Raw genomic sequence first — 20,193 nt, forward strand, 5'->3', positions numbered from 1 at the left:
AAATTTTTTACTTTAGTAATCTTCGTAATAAAAAACTTAACAAACCTACTACTACTACATGAAGAAACGTATTCTGATCAGTGATATCGCAAAGGCCTTGGGGATTTCTGTAACTACTGTGTCCTTTATTTTGAATGATAAGGCAAAAGAAAAGCGTATTAGTGAGGCTTTGACTAAGCGGGTTTTGGACTATGTCAAAAAGGTCGGCTATAAGCCCAATGAATTGGCAAAAAGTCTCCGCACAGGGAAGACGAAGATTCTAGGTTTGATTATCGAAGATATTTCCAATCCTTTTTTTGGGAATATAGCACGCCTGATCGAAAGTAAGGTCTATGAGCAGGGCTATCGCATTATTTATTGTAGTACCAACAATGATGTAGAAAAAGCGAAGGAGTTGATCCAGATGTTTTACGATCGGCAGGTGGATGGTTTTATTATTACACCTTCCGATGGTTTGGAAGATACCGTAAAGCAGTTACAGCAGAATAATATCCCGGTTGTGCTCTTCGACCGATATTTTCCGGGGCTTGAAACAGACTATGTTGGGGCCGACAATTTTCAGGGGGCCTTTGATGCAAGTAACCATTTGTGTCAACAAGGTTATAGACGTATCGGATTTGTATCGCTCTACTCGGATCAAACTCAAATGAAAGAGCGTTCAGATGGCTATATGAAAGCTATGGATAATAATAAGCAGCAAAGTTTTATCCAGAAGATCCAAATGGATGCTTCGGATGAGGAGGCGATGGAATCTTTGCGGGAGTTCATCTGTGAAAACAGGCTGGATGCTGTTTTGTTCTCCACTAACTATTTGGCGATTTCGGGCTTGAAGGCCGCTAAAAAGTTCAACTTTACGATGCCAGCAGTCATTGCTTTTGACGACCATACAGTTTTTAAGTTGGTAGAACCTGCTATCACAGTTGTTTCGCAGCCGATCAAGGACATTGCTGAGAACCTGATTAATATTTTGTTGCTTCGTCTTCAGGGTAAAATAAAAGCAACACGTAGAATGGTGTTGCCTTGTGAACTGAAAGTTCGTGAGTCGACTAAAGTGAAAGTTACTTCGTAGTATCGGCTACAAATTTCATTGAAATAGAATTAACGCAGTGACGCGTGTTTTTTGTCGTAAAGCCTTCTCCGAGGAATACATGGCCTAAATGCGCGCCACATGTGCTACAAAGGATTTCAGTGCGGCGACCATCGGCATCGGTGATCCTTGTAATTGCTCCAGGAATCTCATCATCAAAACTTGGCCAGCCACAGCCAGATTCAAATTTCGACTCCGAACGGTATAGCGGGCTGTCACAACGGCGGCAGATATACGTTCCTTTGAGCTTATTGTCTAAAAGTTCACCCGTAAAAGGCCGCTCAGTTCCCTTGTGTATAATAATGTATTCCTCTTCTTTACTTAGCGGGTTGTATTTTTTGTTTGTTTCCATGTCTGTCGTATGTTAGTCGTTGATTTTGACAGGAGCGGTCGACTGGGATCAATCTACTCCTTTATATAAAAGAGCATCTCTATAAAAGTAGTATCATCCAGATTCTTTCATTTTCAGTCTGGGAATTGATCCTGGCCCGGTCTCCATTCATCTTGATAAAGTTACGGAAATAAAGACGAAAAAAAACTTTTTGTGTTCCTCGTGATCGTCAATTTTGGGTATTTTAAATTGTCATGGAATTGTCTTATATTTGAATGGCTATCCAAATGAAAAGTTGTAGCGATGGAACTACTTTAATAGCTTAATGCTGTTTTTATCCTTGTTTAAACGCATTTGTTTAGAATGATTATAAATTGATATTAAAGGTCACAAAATTGTCAGCGATTTGTTAATAAATCATACTTTTGTGGCATTGTTAGGGGGGTAGTGGCTCCTTTAACCATGGGAGTTAATTTTTTACATTCACAAATAAATAGTATAAAGTGCTAAATATGAGAACTATCTCATCCGTTTTGGGAAGCCTTGCGAGGGTGGTGTCAACGAGTTTGATGCTATTATTTGCCGTTACGACGTTGCATGCGCAAGATGTCAAGGAAGGTGAAAAAATCTTCAAATCTAAGTGTACATCCTGTCACGCCATTGACAGAAAAGTGGTTGGTCCTGCTTTAAAGGGGATTCCAGAGACGAAAGACGAAGCTTGGTTAATCAAGTGGATCAAGAACTCTCAGGCTTTAATTGCGTCTGGTGATGCTGATGCAGTTAAAATCTTCGAAGAGAACAACAAGCTTGTGATGACTTCTTTTACTGATTTATCTGACGATCAGATCAAGTCGGTATTAGCGTATATCACTGATGCTTCTAAGGAGAAACCGAAAGAGGCTGCTGCTGGTGGTGCTGGCGCTAAAGATGATAACGCGTCTATGTTCATGATTTTGGGCTTGATCGCAGTTGTTGTTTTGGCTGTAGTGGTTATCGTGGTGTTGAATCGTGTGATCCGTACCTTAGAAAATGTAATTGCTAAAAACCAAGAAGCTATTGCTGCGCAACAAGAGCCAGAAGATAGCCAACGTTTTGTGAAGTTTGCGAAAGCATTCGTTAAAAACAAAAAGTTGGTTGGCTTTACAGTCTTGATGTTAGTTGCATTATTAGCTGTAGGTGGTTGGAAGACCATGTGGAACGTTGGTGTTCACCAAGGCTATCAGCCGGTTCAACCAATTAAGTTCTCGCACCAAATCCACGCTGGTGTTAACAAAATTGAGTGTCAATACTGTCACGGTGGAGCATTTAAATCTAAAAATGCGTCTATTCCATCGGCCAACGTATGTATGAACTGTCACAATACAATCACTGCATCAGAGCATTATGATGGTGAGATTTCTCCGGAAATTGCTAAAATCTATCGTGCATTGGATTGGAATCCTGATACGCGTACTTACGGTAACAATCCGAAGCCAATTCAATGGGTTCGTATCCACAACTTACCTGACTTTGCTTACTTCAACCACTCACAACACGTTGTGGTAGCTGGTGTTGAGTGTCAAACTTGTCACGGTCCAATCCAAAATATGGAAGAAGTATACCAATACTCTCCATTGACGATGAAATGGTGTGTTGATTGTCACAAAAAGACAGATATCAAATCGGATAACAAATACTATGAAGATTTGATCAAAGCACACGAAAGAATTAAGAAAGGTGAGAAAATGACTGCAGCCATGATCGGTGGTCTTGAGTGTGGTAAGTGTCACTATTAATAATTATTTGAAATACGCAATCTTATATACAGCTTAAATGGATAGCAATAAAAAATATTGGAAAGGTTTGGAAGAGTTAAATCAAACTCCTGCTTTCGTTGAAGGAAGCAAGGGTGAGTTTGCCGAATCTATTCCTGTAGAAGATGTATTAAACGAAGCTGGCTTGAGTACTAAAACTCCTCGCCGTGACTTCTTGAAAGCATTAGGATTTGGTTTGGGTGCTGTTTCTTTAGCGGCTTGTAACCGTACTCCTGTGCATAAGGCAGTTCCTTATTTGATTAAACCTGAAGAGGTAACTCCAGGTATCCCTAACTATTATGCTTCGACGTTCAACGGTCAAAGTATCTTGGTTAAAACGCGCGAAGGTCGTCCGATCAATGTTGAGCCTAACCCGAATGCAATTGGTTTGAACCAAGGTTTGGATTCAACGACTGCTGCTTCTGTATTGGATTTATACGATGAGTCCAAATTGAAACAGGCACAATTGAAAGGTCAAGATGTAGAGTGGTCTAAATTGGATGGGGAAGTTGTTAAAGCTTTGAATGCAGCAGCATCTTCTGGTAAACAAATTACGATCGTTTCTAACACCGTAAACAGTCCTTCAACGTTGGCGGCTATCGCTGCTTTCGCAACGAAATTCCCAACAGTTAACCATGTACAATACGATGCTGTATCTTACAGCGGTATTATTGAGGCGAATAAAGCTTCATTTGGGAAAGCTGTTGTCCCTTCATACAATTTTGAAAAGGCAAATGTGATTGTTTCCGTTGCAGCTGATTTCTTAGGAACTTGGTTAGCAGGTGAGGAGCATACACAACAATACGCTAAAAACCGTGATTATAAATCGTTGAAAAACGGAAAAATGTCACGTCACGTGCAATTTGAGTCTGGTCTTTCGATGACTGGTACAAATGCGGATGCTCGTATCGCCATCAAACCTTCGGAAGAAGGAGCTACATTGGTTGCTTTATATAATGCAATCACTGGTCAGTCTTTGGCTGGTGCCACTGCAAACAAAAAAGCACAAAAAGGTGTCGCTCTAGCAGCGAAAGAATTGGTGAACAGCAAAGGCGCAGCAATTGTTGTTGCTGGTTCTAACGATGTCAATGTACAGGTATTGGTCAATGCAATTAACGTTGCATTAGGCGCGTACGGTACAATCATCGATTTGGATAACTATTCTAAACAATACCAAGGTTCAGATTCTTCGTTCCAAGCTTTCTTAGCAGCTGCGAAATCAGGTCAAGTTGGTGTTGCGTTCTTCTTGAATAGCAACCCGGTGTATGATTACTTCAAAGCAGAAGATGTAAAAGCAGCGTTGAAACAAGTTCCTTTCACCTTATCGTTTTCGCAACGTGCGGATGAAACAGCTTCTGAATTGACAGCGATCGCTCCAGCAAGTACATTCTTGGAGTCTTGGGGTGATGCGAATCCAAAAGAAGGTTTGTTCTCGATCGTTCAACCAACAATTAATCCTGTTTTCAAAACACGTCAAGTTGAACAAAGCTTGTTGACTTGGGCAGGAAATGATACCGATATGTACAACTTCGTTAAGAACTTGTGGTCTACACAAATCTTAGCAGGTTCTACGAAAAACTGGGATGCTGTATTGCAAACTGGTTTTGAATATAAAGGTGCTAAAGCGGCAACAGCTCCTGCATTTACAGGAAATGCTGCAGCGGCAGCTTCAGCAATTGAGGCATCAAGCAAAGCGATTACCGGTGAGTTTGAATTGAAACTTTATGAGCCTGCTGGTCTTCGTGACGGTCGTTACGCGAACAACGCTTATTTACAAGAACTGCCTGACCCTGTTTCTAAAGTAACTTGGGATAACTACGCTGCTCTTAACCCGAAAGATGCTGAGAAATTAGGATTGGGTGAAGACGGTAAAGTGACTGTAAAAGCAAATGGTGTTGAATTGGAATTGCCAGTTGTACAACAACCTGGTCAAGCACAAGGAACAGTTTCAATTGCTGTAGGTTACGGCCGTACAAAAGTTGGTAAAGCAGGTAATGAAGTTGGTAAAAACGCGTTCCCTTTTGCTTCTATCATCAATGGTACAGTACAAGGTGTTGCTAAAGCAACTGTAGCGAAAGCGTCTGGAACTTACCAATTGGCACAAACACAAACACACCACACGATCGAAGGTCGTAACGTGATCCGTGAGACGACATTTGCGAAATATCTGAAAGATCCTAACTCTGAGGCAGGACGCTTTACAGATAATCACAAAACATACGATTTGTGGAACAAATATGAGCAACCTGGTCACAAATGGGTGATGGCAATCGACTTGAACGCATGTACGGGTTGTGGTGCTTGTATCGTTGCTTGTAACGTTGAAAATAATATTCCTGTTGTAGGTCGTGATGAGGTTCGTCGTCGTCGTGAAATGCACTGGTTACGTATTGACCGTTACTATACAATCGAAGGAAAAGATCAAGATCTTACAAAAGAGAAAGAAATTGCGAGAGCTTCGGCTGATTTAGATTTCGAAGATATCACTGTTGTTCACCAACCGATGTTGTGTCAACACTGTGGTCACGCACCTTGTGAAACGGTTTGTCCAGTATTGGCAACAGTACACTCTTCAGAAGGTTTGAACCACATGGCATATAACCGTTGTTTTGGTACACGTTACTGTGCGAATAACTGTCCGTTCAAAGTTCGTCGTTTCAACTGGTTTGCATACTGGAATGATTCACGTTTTGACAACTACTTGAACAATGAGTTCACACAATTGGTATTGAATCCAGATGTTGTTACTCGTTCACGTGGGGTAATGGAGAAATGTTCAATGTGTATCCAACGTATTCAAGCAGGTAAATTGCAAGCTAAGATTCAAAATCGCAAAGTTAAAGATGGCGATATCCAAATGGCTTGTCAACAAGCATGTTCGGCAAATGCGATCATCTTTGGAGATGCAAATGATCCAGAATCAGAAGTATCAAAAGCATTACGCAACGAGCGTGTTTATTACGTACTTGAGGAAATCAATGTTCAACCGGGTATCGGTTATATGACAAAAGTTAGAAACACTTTTGAGGCGTAATCTTGTACAATATTTGAAATAAAAATACTATGTCATCGCATAACGAATCAATATTAAGAGAACCATTAATGACCGGTAAGGACATTACGTATGCAAAAATTACGGATGATATCTTACTACCGGTTGAAAATAAACCGAATAAAGCATGGTGGATTGGTTTTACCGTTGCTGTATTAGGTGCTTTATTATGGGTAGTTAGCGTTAGTTATACCTTTTGGACAGGTATCGGCGCTTGGGGTCTGAATAAAACTGTAGGCTGGGCTTGGGATATCACCGACTTCGTATGGTGGGTAGGTATCGGTCACGCGGGTACGTTGATTTCAGCTGTATTATTAATCTTCCGCCAGAACTGGCGTAATTCAATCAACCGTTCTGCAGAGGCGATGACGATCTTTGCGGTAATCTGTGCGGCGACATACGTTGTAGCTCACATGGGGCGTCCTTGGTTGGCTTATTGGATTTTCCCACTTCCAAATCAATTTGGATCACTTTGGGTAAACTTCAACTCTCCTTTGGTGTGGGATGCGTTTGCGATCTCGACTTACTTTACAGTATCCTTGGTATTCTGGTACTGTGGTTTGTTGCCGGATATCGCGACAATTCGTGACCGTGCTACTGGATTAAAACAAAAAATCTATTCTGTATTATCATTCGGATGGAATGGTTCTGTTAAGACTTGGCAACGTTTTGAAATCGTGTCATTGATCTTGGCCGGTATTTCTACTCCGCTGGTACTTTCTGTACACACGATCGTATCCATGGACTTTGCAACTTCGGTTATCCCTGGATGGCATACAACGATCTTCCCGCCGTATTTCGTGGCTGGTGCGATCTTCTCGGGTTTCGCGATGGTACAGACTTTATTGTTGATCTTACGTAAAGTAATGAACTTTGAGAACTACATCACGATGTTCCACATTGAGTCCATGAATATCATTATCATGACAACGGGTTCAATCGTAGGTGTGGCTTATTTGACAGAGTTGTTTATCGCCATGTACTCTCGTTCAGAATACGAAATGTATGCTTTCGAGAACCGTATGTTGGGTCCATACGCTTGGGCTTACTGGTCTATGATGACTTGTAACGTAATTTCTCCACAGTTATTCTGGTTCAAAAAAATCCGTACAAGTATTCCAATCTCCTGGATCTTATCGATTGTTGTAAACATCGGTATGTGGTTTGAGCGTTTTGTAATTATCGTGACTTCATTGCACCGTGATTACTTGCCTTCATCTTGGGCAATGTTCTACCCAACTTGGACAGACGTAGGTATCTTTGTAGGTTCAATCGGATTATTCTTTACATTATTCTTGTTGTTCTTACGTTTCTTACCAGGTATCGCTATCGCCGAAGTGAAATTGTTGTTGAAATCATCTTCATTACAACATAAAACTAAATTGGCTCAAGAAGGCGCATTCCCTGAGGAACAAGTGAAGTACTTCCAAGAGTCATTAGAGAAATATGATTCAGTGACAGAAGAAGAGATTAAAGAATTATCAGTTAGAAAATAATCAGCAATGAGCAATACAAAATATATATTAGGTAGTTTTGCGGATCCCGATGAAATGATGCATGGGATCGACAAATTGCAAGCAAACAATATAAGTATTTACGACTGCTTTACTCCGATGCCTATTCACGGCATCGAAGCAAAGCTGGGTGTGAAACCTTCTCGCTTGCCTATCGCAGCATTTTGCTTTGGAGCATTAGGAACGACATTGGGTTTTAGTTTGTTGTATTATACAATGGCATATGATTGGCCGATGAATATCGGTGGTAAACCATCTTTTGGTATGCCAAACTTTGTTCCAGTTACATTTGAGGTTACGATCTTATTGTGTGCCTTGGGTATGGTTGCCACGTTTTTCTTCCGTAACCACTTATTTCCGGGACGTACACCTCGTGTAATGGACTTGAGAGCAACAGATGATCGTTTCATCCTTGCAGTAGATGCCAATGAAAATACAGATCACGCTTTGATCGATAGCTTATTGAAAGAAGCTGGTGCTGTTGAAGTTAAGTACAATGATAGAAAATATGTTAGCTATGAATAAGAAGAATTTACTTGGAACGCTATGCGCAGCTGTGGCATTGACAGCACTTGTTTCTTCTTGTGGTGACAAAACAACTCGTAGTACAGGTTTAGAGTTTTCTCGTAACATGTACGATCCGCTTGCTTTCAATCCGGATCAACCTAATGCGAATTTTGCTGATGGAAAAACAGCACAAACACCTCCTAAAGGTACAGATCCAATTGGTTTCACTCGTTTTGAATACGCCAATACATTAGAGGATTATGAACGTGCAGGAAGAGAAGTAAAAAGTCCTTTGGTGGTAAATGCCGAAAATCTTGAAAAAGGTAAAGCTTTGTTCACAACTTATTGCTCTATATGTCATGGAGTAGAAGGTAAAGGTGATGGTCCTATCACAAAAGATCGTAGCGTGACTGATTCAAGAGGTACTCGTCAATTAGAGAACTTTCCTCCGCCACCATCTTATCATAGAACAGATGCGGCGAGCTCTTCACGGGGTGGTTTGATGGCTGACTTGACTGATGGTAAAATTTACCATACAATTTATTACGGACACAACTCGATGGGATCACATGCATCTCAATTGTCTCCAGAGGAGAGATGGAAAGTTGTTATGTATGTTCACGAATTACAAAAGAAATAATCTAACATCAGATATATAAATGGGAACTCACAGTCATCATCACGATTATAATTTCAACGAGCGATACGAGTTTGCTGGCAAAGCTAAAATGTTCAGTATTGTCGCTGTTGTACTAGGCGTAGCTGCTGTAGCTTTCGGGTTGCTTTCGGGCGATCACGTTACTGTAGAGCGTACTTATGCCAACTTGTTATTGATGGGTTATTACTTTACATGTGTATGCGCAGCTGGAACATTCTTTGTTGCCTTGCAATATGTAACACAATCTGCATGGTCTGCAGGTTTGGTACGTATACCTCAAGCTATGGCGAGTGTTTTACCAATTGCATCATTAGTCTTATTAGTTATCGTAGGTTTAGGTTTAACCACACATAACTTATATCACCACTGGAATGCAGATGGTATTACTGATCCGCATAGTACAAATTTTGACCCTATTATCGCAGGTAAATCTGCTTATTTAAATGTTCCATTCTTCTTGATCCGTCAGGTGGTATTTTTGGGTACATATAGCATTTTTGCTGTTATTTTTGCGAAACTTTCTTATAAAGAGGATTTGGAAGGCGGATTGACTTCTTATAAAAAGTCATTCAAATTGTCAGCAATCTTCTTGGTTATCTTTGGTTTTACTACACCAATCTGGTCTTTCGATACAGTAATGTCTTTAGAGGCACACTGGTTTTCGACAATGTTCGGTTGGTATAACTTTGCAGCAATGTGGGTAAGTGGTATTTCATGTATCACGATCATTGTTGTTGTATTGAAGAAAGCTGGTTATATGAACTGGGTAAACGAAAATCATTTACACGATTTGGGTAAATTGATGTTCGGTTTCTCTATCTTCTGGACTTATGTTTGGTTTGCACAATTCATGTTGATTTGGTATTCAAACATCCCAGAGGAAACAGTTTATTTCTACAAACGTTGGGAACCTGAATACAAACCTTGGTTTTGGTTGAGTATTATCATTAACTTTGTGGCACCATTGTTACTATTAGTGGATCGCGATGCTAAACGTAAACAAAACGTGATGTTATTCGTAGCGATTCTATTATTGGCTGGTCACTGGCTAGATTATTATATCATGATCATGCCTGGTACTGTTGCTGAACATAGAGGATTTGGTATCATTGAAATCGGAACTGCACTTGGTTTCTTAGGTTTGTTCATCTTCTTAGTGATGAGTAAATTGAGTAAACAAGCATTGGTGCCTAAAAATCATCCTTTCTTGGATGAGAGTTTGCATCACCAGATATAGTTTCACTTTTAAAGGAAGGTTACGTAAAAACGTTATAAAAGAAATGAGCTTTAAATTAAATAATAGATTCAAATCCATCTCGGGTTTTGTGCTTGCACTAGGATTGCTTTTTGCGACTCCTATCCTAGCAAGTCAACAAGATACAGTAGCATCTGATTCTGCTAAAGCGGCGACTACAGCAGTAGCTGCCCCTGCAGCAACGGATTCGGTTGCAAAAGATACAACAGCGGCAGCAGGTACTGCTGCTGTTGCATCTGCTAGTTCTTCTACAGAAGCTAGCGCTGCTGCTCCTGCTGTTGAAGAAGTGAAGCAAATAGACCCTCAGGTTTATAAAAACTTCACATATTATGTCTTGTTATTCTTGGTTATATGTACAGTTGTTGCCGTTATCGGTAAAGTACTTTCGATCTATGAATTGACAAGAAAAATGAACGGTAAATACAATCCGTTTGCGAATAACACATTTCAATCGGCATTGTTATTCATTTTCTTGGTTGTATTCCTTTACGGTGTATATTGGTCGTATGTACACTGGGGAGCCGCTTATTGGAGATCGGCAGTAACTGAGCACGGTGAGCGTATTGATACGATGTTTATCATTACGACAGCAATTACAACGTTTGTATTGGTTATCACACACATCTTGTTGATGACATTTACATTCTTGTACCGCATGCGTGCAAAACGTCAGGCTTATTATTATCCTCATAATAATGCAATCGAGAAGTTGTGGACAATCGTTCCTGCTGTTGTTTTGACAGTATTGGTATTGTTCGGTTTCTTTACATGGAGATCAATCACAAATATTCCTGAGGATCTTCAAAAATCAGCTTTACAGGTTGAAGTACTTGGAGAGCAATTCCAATGGAATGTTCGTTATGCTGGCTCGGACGGGATTATTGGTAAACGTAATTATAAAATGACTACGCCAACGAACCCGTACGGTATTGACTTTAATGATAAAAATTCTTGGGATGATATTCAAGGATCTGAGATCTGGTTGCCTGTAAACAAACCTGTACGTTTCCATATCGTTTCAAAAGATATTATTCACTCTTTCTACATTCCTGATTTCCGTGTTCAGATCAATGCGGTACCGGGAATGACTAACTACTTCCAATTCACACCTACTGTAACCACAGAAGAGATGCGTGATCGTTTGGGAGACTATAACTATGACTTCGTGATGTTGTGTAATAAGATCTGTGGATCTGGTCACTACAACATGCAAAAGAAAGTGGTTGTCGTAACTGAAGAGAAATATAAAGAGTGGTTAGCTAAACAAAATAAGTATTTTACTGAGGATTTGCAAAAAGAGTTCAGCGGTAAAACAGCTAACGTGAAAAAGGATAGCGTACAAGTTACAGCATCTTTGAACTAATTAAGAATTTTTGAATATAAAATCGAATATGTCAAGTACAGTAATATCGCATAGCGCTGAACATCACGATTCGCACGGCCATCATCACGAGGAGTCGTTCATCAGAAAGTATATCTTTTCGGGTGACCACAAGATGATTGCTAAGCAATTCTTGATCACTGGTATCATCATGGCAGTTTTTGCGATGCTTTTATCAGTATTATTCCGTATCCAATTAGCATGGCCGGATAAAGAGTTCCCTATATTAGAAGTATTCTTGGGTAAATGGGCTGAAGGCGGTCGTATAAAACCGGAGTTTTTCCTTTCCTTGGTAACCATTCACGGTACCGTTATGGTATTCTTCGTGTTAACGGCTGGTCTATCAGGTACTTTTAGTAACTTACTGATTCCATATCAAATCGGAGCACGCGATATGGCATCTCCTTTTATGAACATGTTATCTTACTGGTTGTTCTTTGTAGCATCAGTTATTATGGTTGCATCGTTCTTCGTAGAAAGTGGACCTGCTTCTGCTGGTTGGACAATCTACCCACCACTATCGGCTGTTCCTACTGCAATCGCAGGATCTGCAACTGGTATGACTTTGTGGTTGGTGAGTATGGTTCTATTTGTAGCTTCACAGTTGATCGGTGGTATTAACTATGTAAGTACAATTTTGAACATGCGTACAAAAGGAATGGACTTATGGAAAATGCCTTTGACAATCTGGGCGTTCTTCTTAACGGCTATCGTCGGTATGTTGTCATTCCCAGTATTGGTTTCTGCGGTTGTTCTTCTGATTTTTGACCGTGCAGCTGGTACGTCATTCTATTTGTCGGATCTTGTTGTTCAAGGACAAATATTACCGAACGAAGGTGGTTCACCAATTTTGTTCCAACACTTGTTCTGGTTCTTAGGTCACCCTGAGGTATATATCGTTGTTATGCCTGCTTTAGGTTTAACTTCTGAGGTTATTGCAACCAACTCACGTAAACCAATCTTTGGTTACCATGCGATGGTTTACTCGTTGATCGGTATCACCGTATTATCGTTTATCGTATGGGGTCACCACATGTTTGTAACGGGTATGAATCCATTCTTGGGTGGTGTATTTATGATTACTACATTGATTATCGCGGTTCCTTCGGCTGTAAAAGCGTTTAACTATCTGGCTACGTTGTGGAAAGGTAATATCCGTTTCACTCCGGCGATGATGTTTGCTATCGGTTTGGTATCATTCTTTATCTCTGGTGGTTTGACAGGATTGTTCTTAGGTAATGCGGCTTTAGATATCAACTTACACGATACGTATTTTGTTGTTGCCCACTTCCACTTGGTTATGGGATCAGCGTCAATCTTCGGTATGCTTTGTGGTGTTTACCACTGGTATCCTAAGATGTTCGGTCGTATGATGAACACGAAATTAGGTTATTTACACTTCTGGTTGACTTTTATTGGTGCTTACATGGTATTCTTCCCAATGCACTTTATGGGTATTGATGGTGTACCTCGCCGTTACTATGCATTTACAGAATTTGCTTTCATGGCGAAATGGGTTTCTGTAAACAAATTGGTGACTTGGGCTGCGATCATTGCTGCTTTAGGTCAGGTAGCTTTCTTGTGGAACTTCTTTACTTCGATTTTCTTCGGTAAAAAAGCGCCACAAAACCCTTGGCAGTCAAACACATTGGAATGGACTACTCCGGTAGAGCATATCCACGGTAACTGGCCAGGAGAGATCCCGACTGTACACCGTTGGCCTTACGATTACAGTAAGCCAGGTCATGGTGAGGATTTTATTCCTCAAAGTGTTCCTTTCTCTGAAACGATGAGCTCTAACTTGCCTCACGATTTTGAAGGAGATGAGGAAGCAGAGCGTATCCAAGCAGAATGGAATGCTCAAAATGGTAGAAAAGACTAATAAAATCTTATAAAGTAGCGTCGGGAAAATCGACGCTACTTTATATAAGTTTATATTTTAAGAGGTAGGGGTAGTATTATGTTTCCAGCAGCTGAAAAGCGATTTGTAAAGACCAATTTTATAACGATCATCGTATTGTTTTTGGTCATTATTGCTGGAGGGGTTGTTCGGAGTACAGGGTCAGGAATGGGATGCCCAGATTGGCCAAGATGTTTTAACCGCATTATTCCTCCTACTGATATTTCTCAGTTACCTCAAGGATATGAACAACATTATAGTGAAGGAAGAGCAAAAAAGAACGAACGTTTCGCACGGATAGTAGAATTTTTCGGCGATAAAGAGATGGCCTATAAGCTCCGTACCGATAAAAGTATTTTACAGCATGAAGAATTTAATGTTGCAAAGACTTGGACGGAATATATCAATCGGTTGGTGGGCGTTGTTTCTGGATTTTGTTTGTTGTTTACGGCTATTTATTCTTTCACCTATTTGAAGTCGAAAAGTTCGATCGTTGTTTGGTCAGTGATTAATCTTTTTGTTGTTGTACTTCAGGCTTGGTTAGGATCGATTGTTGTATCGACAAATTTGATGCCCTGGATTATTACAGTACATATGCTCTTAGCACTTGTAATTGTTTGTATTAGTATTTATACTTATTTCAAAGCAGTTACTTTACGAAATAAGACCTTATTGGTCAATCGTTCTTCGAGTATATTAAAAGGACTTGCTATAGTATCTATTTTGCTGATGCTAACACAAGTAATAGTCGGAACGGGGGTTCGGGAAGAGGTTGATTTATTAACCGGTTCATCGGTAGCTCGTGCTGATTTTATAACAACTATTGGCCAACAGTTTGAATTACATCGCTGGTTGGCATATTGTTCTTTGATTTTAGTTATTGTATTATTCTTTTTGGTCCGCACAAGTTTTAATACGGTTTCTAAGCAATATAAATTTGCTTTAATCGCATTGATTCTCGTGGGTATCCAAATGCTATCAGGAATTATCTTAGCTCGATTTGCAATACCTGCATTTGCACAGACGACGCATTTGGTGGTGGCTACGCTCTTATTTGGTGCACAGTTCTACCTGATGTTATTGTTAAATAAGCAAAGGCACTAATCTTGGAATTCGGGATGTTTATGTTTAAAAGTTCGTGTTTAATTACACTGATAGTAGGAGGTCTCTTTTAGTTATGAAAGAATTTATTTCAGATTTCAAAAAGCTTGTTAAGTTGAGACTTACATTGACGGTCGTATTTTCGGCGTCAATTGCTTTTCTGATAGGATCAAAACAACAGGGTGATATATTCTGGTTTAACTGGTTATTGTTGACTGTCGGTGGGTTTCTGGTTACAGGCTCCGCAAACGGATTCAATGAGATCATTGAAAAGGATTTGGATAAACTGATGAAACGTACGGAAGACAGACCGTTGCCATCAGGCCGGATGACGACAGGACAAGCTTTGGTATTGAGTGTCTTTATGGGCATTTTAGGAACCTTGGTGCTTGTTCGACTGAATTTTGTCGCTGGTCTGCTGTCGGTTTTTTGTATTCTTCTTTATGCATTTATCTATACACCATTAAAAAGAAAATCACCAATAGCAGTGTTTGTCGGAGCGTTTCCGGGTGCATTTCCGCCATTAATTGGTTATTATGCAGCTTTTTCGCAAGATGATCTAGCCTACTATAGTGGACATAACGAAGCGGCAATTATTATTATTCCCTTTGTGTTGTTTGCTATTCAGTTTTTATGGCAGTTTCCGCATTTCTGGGCAATTGCCTGGGTTGTGGACGACGACTATAAATTAGCGGGTTTTCGCTTATTGCCGACGACAAAACGTGATAAGATATCGGCTTTTATGGTATTCATTTCAGGTTTGTTTATGATACCTGCAGGTTTTATACCGTATCATTTTGGCTTTGGTGGGATTTGGTTTACGATTGTATCTGTGGTCGGTGGAATAATGTTTGGTTATTACGGTTATTTGCTGTTTAAGAATTGTGATATTCCTTCGGCGAAGAAAGTAATGTTTACCTCATTTATCTATTTGCCTGTGACACAACTCGTATTATTGCTTAACTTTATTCCGTTGAAATAATGTTAGATATACAAGCACAAACTGACGAGAAGTTAGTACAGAGAAAAGCCCAAAAGTTCAACCTGTGGTTGGGTATGTTGGGTATGTTTATGATGTTTGCAGCGTTATCCAGTGGTTTCATTGTATATACAGCGAGCGGCGTGGACAAAGGGATTAAGACTCTTTTGCCAAATGCACTTTTATATAGTACCTTGGTGATTGTGGTGAGTAGTCTGACGATGTTTTTAGCACATAGAGCGGCTAAAAATGGGGAGTCTTCCAAACAGCGGTTGTTTTTGATAGCAACTTTTATTTTGGGAGTTGTATTTTTTGCCTTGCAAGTTCATGCTTGGAATGTATTGATCGATAGGGGTGTTTATTTTGTGAATAACAATGCATCACAATCCTTTATTTACGTTTTTATCTGGATGCACTTGGCGCATATTATTGCGGGGTTGATCGTTTTGATTGGCGCTATTATAGGAAGTAACAAACTTCCTAAGGACGGCAATCTTTTCCGCATGGATCTTGCCAGTATTTTTTGGCATTTTCTCGATCTTTTATGGATTTATATATATGTTTTCTTACTTTTGAATCAATAATAGTAAACAATGAGTACAACAGTATCGCAATTGGATAAGGTAAAAACTGGTCCATGGAATGGTGGAAAATCACCTTGGAACTTAGAGTATGGAAAAATCATGATGTGGTTTTTCTTGGTAGGGGATGCCTTCACATTTTCTGCATTTTTGGTTTATTATGGCGCACAACGCTTTTCCCATCCAACTTGGCCAGATCCTGATAAGATCTTCCAATCAATCCCTGGAATTGCAGAGCATGGTCAACCGTTGGTATTTGTCGGTTTAATGACCTTTATTTTGATTATGTCTTCAGTAACTATGGTTTTGGCTGTGGAAGCTGGTCACCGTAATCAAAAGAATGAAGTTGTTAAATGGATGCTTTGGACTATTTTAGGCGGTATCTGTTTCGTTGGTTGTCAGGCTATCGAGTGGACTCACTTACACCACATGGGTTTCTGGTTTGGTAAAAACCCTGCAACAGGTTTGGAAGGTGATGCCATTAAAACAGCATTGATGCCATATTTTACGCATGATATTTCTTATACTTCAGCGTTGCAATTTGCTAACCTGTTCTTTACAATTACTGGTTTTCACGGATTCCACGTTACTGTGGGTATTATTTTAAATATCATCATCCTATGCATGACTTTAAATAATACATTTGAAAACCGTGGTTCTTACTTAATGATCGAAAAAGTAGGTTTATATTGGCACTTTGTGGATTTAGTATGGGTATTTGTATTTACATTCTTCTACTTAATCTAATTACGCAATAAATAATTTTAGATAGCTATGTCACAATATCAAGATAATATCGCTCATGGAGAGCATGCTCACGAAGGTGGGATGGATAAAAAAGCCATCTGGAGAGTATTTGGAGTGCTTTTAGCGCTTACTTGTCTGGAGTTCTTAATTGCATTGGGCTTTGTGCACCATTGGCAAATTCTAACTAAAGGGGCGTTAGTAAATACTATTTATATCGTGCTTACTTTAGTTAAAGCTTATTATATCGTTGCATTCTTTATGCACTTGAAATTCGAGAAGTCGAGCTTCATTGTTACCGTTGCAATTGTCTTTATTTTTATTATTTATTTTATTGTCCTGATGTTGGTTGAGGGAGGTTTCTTGGCAGGTGCTTTTCAAGAGCATCAATTGTTTCCAAATAAATAGATAAAGTGGATAATGGATAATAATACTGGACAAAAGAAAGGTATTAAAACTATATTGATCCTGGCAGTAATTCTTTTACTGCCGGGATTTTTATATTTTATACTAAATAAAAGCGGTTCGAATAGCTACACCTCCTTACCAATTTTTGGGAAAAAGGAAGTGCCGGGAACAACACATCGAAAATGGGGACGTGATATTCCCGATACCATCTACCATACGGTGACGCCTGTTGATTTTGTGAATTACGATGGTAAGAAAGTGCATTTGTTGGACAATGATACAACACTCTCTGTAGTCCACCTGATGTATTCTAGGGACGCTTCCTTATCAAGGACAATGATTAAGCGATTAGATCAAATTGCTAATCGGTTTATTCAGAATCAGAAAGTTAAGTTGTATTCTATCACGGTTGATACAGCCTATGATACACCTGATGTATTAGCGAAATACGCGAAAGTTTACAAACCCTGGACCAAATCTTGGTTTTTTGTGACAGATCCTTCTGTTGATATCTTTAAATTTGCTAAAGAAAGTCTATTGCAGGACGCGCTTGTCAACAATGATGGCAATAAACCATTCATTATTGGCTCTAATTATCTTTTACTCGATACAAAAGGACGTATAAGAGGGATATATGACATCAACGTAAAGACAGATGTCGACCGCCTGGAAGATGAAATTAAATTATTATTGGTCGAGGAAATCCGAAACCATCCAGCAACAATAGAACAAAAAAGATAGTTATATCATGGAAGAGAGTCTGAATAAAGAGAAAAAGTACAGTAAATGGATTTGGTTGTTATCTATCGTTATACCGATAGTGGTTGCTATCCTCTTTACGGTGAATTTACAAAAGCTGGGTTATGATGTGAAGCCACTAACATTTTTGCCCCCGATCTACGCAGCTATCAATGGGATTACCGCTGTATTGCTGTTTTGGGCGGTAGCAGCGATAAAGAAAGGGAATAAGTCATTGCACGAACGTTTAATAAAATTTTGCATTGCTTGTTCTTTAGCTTTTCTGGCGATGTATGTTGCTTATCACATGACTTCAATCGAAACAAAATATGGCGGTGAGGGAATTTTGAGACCGATCTATTTCTTTATCCTGATTACGCATATCTTGCTTTCTATCATTATCATCCCTTTTGTGCTCTTTACTTTTGTTAGAGGTATATCCGGTTCTTATGAGCGTCATAAAAAGCTTGCCCGCATTACTTATCCAATGTGGCTTTACGTGGCAGTTACCGGTGTGATCGTTTATTTAATGATTTCTCCGTATTATATCGGTTAGTGGTAAGATTTGAGGGGCAAGGTATTGTGATGAAATACAATGGCACGCCGGATTCGAGTTGTTTAATCTGGTTTAATAATTAAATGAAATCGGATGCGATGGAGACTATATTCCATGTATCCGGGAGTATAAACGTATCGGATTAATCAGTTGATTCATATCGGCTAGATGGATCTGTAAAAATCATTCGCATATGAAGCGTATCTGGATTTATCAGGCAGATCGCCTGTTAACGGCGACAGAGGGACAGGAGATTGTTACTGACCTGAAAGCTTTTGCCGAACAGTGGAAAGTACATGGAAAACCACTTTCTGCATCCGCAGAATTGCGGGATAATCTTTTTATTATCCTTAAGGTGGACGAGGAAGTGGCGGCTGCATCAGGTTGTTCTATTGATAGTTCGGTTCGATTTTTAAAAGGAGTTGAATCGAAGTATGGTATTCAACTATTTGATCGCATGCAATTTGCATATAAAGGGGATCAAGGAATAGGCGTGGTTAACCGTGACGGATTTGAGAAGCTACTGGCAGATGGTACCATCAATGAAAATACCTTAGTATTTGATAATACCATTACCCATGAACATCAAATGGAGAATGCTTGGGCAGTGCCCTTCCATCAAAGCTGGCATAAACGACTTTTTAAATAAGTCAAGCACAGTCATTCAATAAAGTTCATAGTAACACTAAAAATGCCCCAAAAAGTTAGACACTTATTTGGGGCATTTTTTTGAGCAAAAAATAGAAATACGATTTCGGCTTTAAGTTACGCTTAGGAACGATGATTTGTCGCGGACAATTGCTTGGCTTATTCCGGAATGGTGTAATGGTGCATGTATTTTGCAATCGCGTTTGCACGTCTATTGACATAGGCCGAAGGGTTGCGGGCATCCCATTCTCTTGGGTTTGGCAATATCGCTATGATTAATGCAGCCTGTTTTTTAGATAAGTTACTACCTGTTTTGCTGAAGTAATAAGAAGCTGCAGCGTCGGCTCCATAAACACCCTGTCCCATTTCAATAACATTGAGATAAACTTCGAGAATTCTTTTCTTACTCCAAAAGGTCTCTATTAGAATGGTAAAGTAGGTCTCAAAGCCTTTTCTTAACCAGGAGCGGCCTGGCCATAGAAATACATTTTTGGCTACCTGCTGGCTGATTGTACTTCCACCACGTAATTTTTTTCCTTGTGCATTTTTTTTGATGGCATTCTGAATTCCTTGCATGTCGAATCCCCAGTGTGTCATAAAATGGGCATCTTCTCCTGCAATGGCTGCTAATTTTAAGTTGTCCGAAAGTTCATCGTAATCCAGCCAGTTTTTTTCCAGTTTAAATCCTTTGCCCTGTTCTTTCAGTTCAAATCCGCGCTGAATCATCAACCATGTGATGGGAGGATTGACGAACCTTAAGCTAATGACCCAAAAGAGTGAAATACCAATAAAATAGAGGACTACCCGTGTCACAATGCGCAGGATCGGAGATTTTATGGACTTCAATGGGTTGAAGGATTTTTTTTTGAAGGTATTTTGTTGTTTGCTGGACGTATTTTGTTTACCAGATCTTTTGATGGCCATGACTAATTTTTTTCGGATACAAACTTAGCTTATATT

The 20,193-nt window shown here is 39.6% G+C and carries 19 protein-coding genes; 17 read left to right on the forward strand and 2 right to left on the reverse strand.

Features of this window, described 5'->3' with window-relative positions:
* Nucleotides 1-58 precede the first annotated feature (58 nt).
* Nucleotides 59-1,069: a LacI family DNA-binding transcriptional regulator gene (locus B3600_RS05020; RefSeq protein WP_112373823.1), complete on the forward strand. Its 1,011-nt coding sequence runs from the start codon at nt 59-61 to the stop codon at nt 1,067-1,069.
* Here the strand turns inward: B3600_RS05020 and B3600_RS05025 are convergent.
* Entirely contained in the window at nt 1,059-1,439 is a 381-nt protein-coding gene (locus tag B3600_RS05025; protein ID WP_046674140.1) for a methionine-R-sulfoxide reductase, read from the reverse strand. The genes B3600_RS05020 and B3600_RS05025 overlap by 11 nt on opposite strands.
* 491 nt (nt 1,440-1,930) lie before the next feature.
* Between B3600_RS05025 and B3600_RS05030 the strand changes: the two genes are divergently transcribed.
* The 16 genes from B3600_RS05030 to B3600_RS05105 all read left to right on the forward strand — a co-directional run bounded on the left by B3600_RS05030 (nt 1,931) and on the right by B3600_RS05105 (nt 19,234).
* Nucleotides 1,931-3,193 carry a cytochrome c3 family protein gene (locus B3600_RS05030; protein ID WP_070563536.1) on the forward strand — a complete coding sequence of 421 codons (1,263 nt, stop codon included), beginning with the start codon at nt 1,931-1,933 and terminating at the stop codon, nt 3,191-3,193.
* A 37-nt stretch (nt 3,194-3,230) separates the two neighbouring features.
* Entirely contained in the window at nt 3,231-6,245 is a 3,015-nt protein-coding gene (locus tag B3600_RS05035) for a TAT-variant-translocated molybdopterin oxidoreductase (RefSeq protein ID WP_286752308.1), read from the forward strand.
* Nucleotides 6,246-6,274: 29 nt separating this feature from the next.
* Nucleotides 6,275-7,759 (forward strand): NrfD/PsrC family molybdoenzyme membrane anchor subunit, encoded by a 1,485-nt coding sequence (gene nrfD / locus B3600_RS05040; protein WP_046674137.1) that lies wholly within the window; start codon nt 6,275-6,277, stop codon nt 7,757-7,759.
* Between the two features lie 6 nt (nt 7,760-7,765).
* Entirely contained in the window at nt 7,766-8,302 is a 537-nt protein-coding gene (locus B3600_RS05045; protein ID WP_112373822.1) for a DUF3341 domain-containing protein, read from the forward strand.
* A complete protein-coding gene (locus B3600_RS05050; RefSeq protein ID WP_286833372.1) occupies nt 8,286-8,924 on the forward strand; it encodes a c-type cytochrome in 639 nt (212 codons plus the stop codon). Before B3600_RS05045 ends, B3600_RS05050 begins: the two co-directional genes overlap by 17 nt.
* A 19-nt stretch (nt 8,925-8,943) precedes the next feature.
* Complete coding sequence (locus B3600_RS05055; protein ID WP_112373821.1) at nt 8,944-10,179, forward strand: quinol:cytochrome C oxidoreductase; 1,236 nt, start codon at nt 8,944-8,946, stop codon at nt 10,177-10,179.
* A 43-nt stretch (nt 10,180-10,222) separates the two neighbouring features.
* The gene (locus B3600_RS05060) at nt 10,223-11,560 is read left to right on the forward strand and encodes a cytochrome c oxidase subunit II (RefSeq protein WP_075991042.1); all 1,338 of its coding nucleotides are present in this window, start codon (nt 10,223-10,225) and stop codon (nt 11,558-11,560) included.
* Between the two features lie 28 nt (nt 11,561-11,588).
* Nucleotides 11,589-13,460 (forward strand): cytochrome c oxidase subunit I, encoded by a 1,872-nt coding sequence (locus B3600_RS05065; RefSeq protein WP_172462307.1) that lies wholly within the window; start codon nt 11,589-11,591, stop codon nt 13,458-13,460.
* Between the two features lie 78 nt (nt 13,461-13,538).
* Complete coding sequence (locus tag B3600_RS05070) at nt 13,539-14,582, forward strand: COX15/CtaA family protein (protein WP_286752309.1); 1,044 nt, start codon at nt 13,539-13,541, stop codon at nt 14,580-14,582.
* A gap of 73 nt (nt 14,583-14,655) precedes the next feature.
* A complete protein-coding gene (gene cyoE, locus B3600_RS05075; protein ID WP_112373819.1) occupies nt 14,656-15,561 on the forward strand; it encodes a heme o synthase in 906 nt (301 codons plus the stop codon).
* Complete coding sequence (locus B3600_RS05080) at nt 15,561-16,142, forward strand: cytochrome c oxidase subunit 3 (protein ID WP_112373818.1); 582 nt, start codon at nt 15,561-15,563, stop codon at nt 16,140-16,142. Before cyoE ends, B3600_RS05080 begins: the two co-directional genes overlap by 1 nt.
* Before the next feature lie 9 nt (nt 16,143-16,151).
* Complete coding sequence (locus tag B3600_RS05085) at nt 16,152-16,886, forward strand: cytochrome c oxidase subunit 3 (protein WP_046674128.1); 735 nt, start codon at nt 16,152-16,154, stop codon at nt 16,884-16,886.
* Nucleotides 16,887-16,913: 27 nt separating this feature from the next.
* Nucleotides 16,914-17,291, forward strand: a complete 378-nt coding sequence (locus B3600_RS05090) for a cytochrome C oxidase subunit IV family protein (protein ID WP_112373816.1) — start codon at nt 16,914-16,916, stop codon at nt 17,289-17,291.
* A gap of 12 nt (nt 17,292-17,303) precedes the next feature.
* Nucleotides 17,304-18,032 (forward strand): SCO family protein, encoded by a 729-nt coding sequence (locus tag B3600_RS05095; RefSeq protein WP_286752310.1) that lies wholly within the window; start codon nt 17,304-17,306, stop codon nt 18,030-18,032.
* A 7-nt stretch (nt 18,033-18,039) separates the two neighbouring features.
* Nucleotides 18,040-18,585, forward strand: a complete 546-nt coding sequence (locus B3600_RS05100; RefSeq protein ID WP_286752311.1) for a DUF420 domain-containing protein — start codon at nt 18,040-18,042, stop codon at nt 18,583-18,585.
* A 193-nt stretch (nt 18,586-18,778) separates the two neighbouring features.
* Complete coding sequence (locus tag B3600_RS05105) at nt 18,779-19,234, forward strand: ABC transporter ATPase (protein WP_286752312.1); 456 nt, start codon at nt 18,779-18,781, stop codon at nt 19,232-19,234.
* 158 nt (nt 19,235-19,392) lie between these two features.
* Here the strand turns inward: B3600_RS05105 and mtgA are convergent, their stop codons facing one another.
* Nucleotides 19,393-20,157 (reverse strand): monofunctional biosynthetic peptidoglycan transglycosylase, encoded by a 765-nt coding sequence (gene mtgA / locus B3600_RS05110; protein ID WP_286752313.1) that lies wholly within the window; start codon nt 20,155-20,157, stop codon nt 19,393-19,395.
* Nucleotides 20,158-20,193: the final 36 nt, after the last annotated feature.

It is taken from the genome of Sphingobacterium sp. UBA2480 (genome assembly GCF_002341965.1).
GTDB classification, from domain to species: domain Bacteria; phylum Bacteroidota; class Bacteroidia; order Sphingobacteriales; family Sphingobacteriaceae; genus Sphingobacterium; species Sphingobacterium multivorum.